This window comes from Acetobacter sp. (assembly GCF_047721705.1).
In the GTDB taxonomy this organism is placed as follows: Bacteria; Pseudomonadota; Alphaproteobacteria; order Acetobacterales; family Acetobacteraceae; genus Acetobacter.
Genome location: NZ_JBDNXK010000177.1, coordinates 1 through 2,299 on the forward strand (window position 1 = coordinate 1; position 2,299 = coordinate 2,299).

A 2,299-nucleotide genomic window follows, 5' to 3' on the forward strand; every position below is an offset into this window, starting at 1 on the left:
ACTGATACCCTGCCTGTCGGGTTCAACGGCATGTTTTTTCGTCACGATTTTGTGTTTGAGCGATGGAGATGGCAACCGCTTCGTGGCAATATGGGACAATGCCATCTCCTCCCGCCGTCCCATTGTTGATTCGTTGTGTTAACGCCCTGACACTCAACCCATCGGCGTTTGCGTGGCTCTTCGCCCCCAAACTGACGTCGCTCGGATTTTCACTCCGCACCACTTTTGCCTCGCTGCTGGCTCTCGCCATCGCGTTCTGGATGGAGCTTGATCAGCCACAATGGGCGGCCATGACGGTCTGGATCGTGGCGCAGGGAACGAGAGGCGAGAGCATCTCCAAGGGACGATGGAGAGTCGTGGGCACTCTGGCCGGTGTCGCATCCGCCATGGCGCTTGTGTCGATGGCTCCGCAGCAGCCCTGGCTGTTCTTTCCACTGTTGGCGGCGTGGGTCGGGCTGTGCACCGCGCTCGGCACATTGGTGAACAACTTCCGCAGTTATGCCTTTGTACTGACGGCCTATACCTGCGCCATCGTCGCCATTTCAGCCGTGGATGCGCAGGATCAGATCTTCGATATTGCCGTGTCGCGTGGCACCTACATCCTGCTTGGCGTCATCTGTGAAATGGTGGTGGCCGCTATTTTCATCCCCAACGTGGCGGCAGGCGCGCAGAAGGCCATCCGTTCCCAGTTGCGGGAGATTATTTCACGGTCGTCAGGAGCCGTGCGGGCCATCCTCCTGCGTCAGTCGCCACGAGAAAGCGATCTGCATGAGATCTTTTCGCTGGCGTTGACCCTGAATGATCGAATGGAATTCAGTGCGATCGAGGTGGGCAGGAACGAACCTCTGGTGCGCTCAGCCCGGGCCGTACTGGGGCAGGTGACGCGTCTGACGTCGCGTGGCGTCGGGATGCGGAGTCGTCTTGCCGCCACCGGCGATGTACCAAACGGCATCTCTCAGAAAATACTGACTGATGTAGCGGCGTTTTTCGAGCGACTGCCGGAAGAACTCGATCATGCCGTCGCACCGCAAAGCCTGCGGCAGGATGTCTGGACACTCCAGAAACGCTGTCAGGCCGGGATAGAAAGCACGCTCGCTCCCACAGAGGCAGAAAAGAAAACGGCCCTGAACGATCGGATCGTTTTACAGGGACTTGCCCTGCTGCTTGGCGAACTTGAACACCTGCTCGGCTGTTACGCCGGTGACATGCGCGAGACGACGCTTTCAGCGCGGTTCAGGCTTGTACGCCCACCTGATTGGGGAGCTACATTTGCTAATGGGATACGCTCGGCTCTGGCGGTTCTGCTGGGCGCCATAATCTGGGAAGTGACGGCCTGGTCTTACGGCGCGCTTTTTGTGACCTTTGTCGCCGTGGTCTGCGCCCGTTTCGCCTCCTTCAGCAACCCCGTGATTGCAAGCCGTAATTTTCTGTTCGGTGCTGTCTGGGCGGTGGCCCTTTCCATCATACCGGTCTTTCTCGTCATGCCGGTGACAGCGGATTATCCTGTCCTGTGTCTTGCTGTGGGAGTGCCAATGATCATTGGCGGGCTGGCCGCGCGTAATCCGGCCATAGCAGCGCTTGCAGCCTCTTTCGCCAACTTCTTCCCCTACATGATCAGCCCGAAAAATCATTTCCGCACAGACGAGATTCACTGGTTCAATACAAGCCTCGCCTTGCTCGCCGGATTGGGGTTCGGCGTGCTGGTCTTTCGCTATATCCTGCCGTTTAGCCTGCCTGCGTTCATCAGCAACTTTCGCGCGCATGTCATACGGTCGCTTCATCGCATTGCGGAGGACAGCAGGCGTATTGGAGAGCCGGCATGGGTGGGGTTCATTGTCCGGAACATGGAGCAGCTTATCGCCAATGGTAGAGGGCTGGCGCCACCGGAAATGGACGGACTGCTGAAAGGCGCGTTCTCGGCAATGACCATGGGGCGAAATCTCATGCAGCTGCGCCACTCCTCCACGGACGTCCGCATGCCCTCGCAGGCTCAGCTCGTTCTGACGCACATGTTTGAGGCGTTGTCCCCGTCTTCCCGCTCGGTCTCAGCCATGACGGCTCCGGTGGAGCGGACACTGGACGCCCTGTTTCAGATTGAAAAAACCGCAATGGGCGTAGGACGTGAGCAGGTGACAATGGCTTTGGGCTGCCTGATAATCGTGCGTATGGAACTGCGCTACAGAAACCTGTTGCTGGATCCCGACTATATCGCTGACCTCAAGGCCTGGAGTTGAGATTGAGTGGGGAAGGGCACGGACGATCGCAGCGGTTGCGGGCAGTAACAGAGGGCGGTATCGGC

General features: G+C 58.5%; 1 protein-coding gene. It reads left to right on the forward strand.

Going from position 1 to position 2,299, the window contains the following annotated elements; translation table 11 throughout:
- Window positions 1-98: 98 nt before the first annotated feature.
- Window positions 99-2,234, forward strand: coding sequence for an FUSC family protein (locus tag ABF824_RS16260; RefSeq protein WP_415489990.1), 2,136 nt, complete (start codon window positions 99-101; stop codon window positions 2,232-2,234).
- The last annotated feature ends 65 nt before the right edge of the window (window positions 2,235-2,299 follow it).